Source organism: Pseudoalteromonas byunsanensis (assembly GCF_001854475.1).
GTDB classification, from domain to species: Bacteria; Pseudomonadota; Gammaproteobacteria; order Enterobacterales; family Alteromonadaceae; genus Pseudoalteromonas; species Pseudoalteromonas byunsanensis.
The window spans coordinates 1-202 of record NZ_MNAN01000008.1 but is presented as its reverse complement, the minus strand read 5'-3'; the positions used below and the strand labels follow the sequence as shown (position 1 = coordinate 202).

General features: G+C 48.0%; 1 rRNA gene. It reads right to left on the bottom strand.

The annotated features are described in order from the left end of the window. Positions 1-92: 92 nt before the first annotated feature. Positions 93-202: ribosomal RNA gene (gene rrf / locus BIW53_RS00685) — 5S ribosomal RNA — on the bottom strand; the annotation flags it as partial.

Here is a 202-nt window from a genome sequence, read left to right as displayed (position 1 = left end):
TTAAACGTCGGATGGCGCTACGCTTATCACGACCTACAACCCCAAAACGCAAAAAGCCCATCCGATTGGATGGGCTTTTCACTTAATTAGGAGCCTGGCGATGTTCTACTTTCACATGGCAAATGCCACACTATCATCGACGCTGTTTCGTTTCACTTCTGAGTTCGGCATGGGGTCAGGTGGGTCCAAAACGCTATTATCA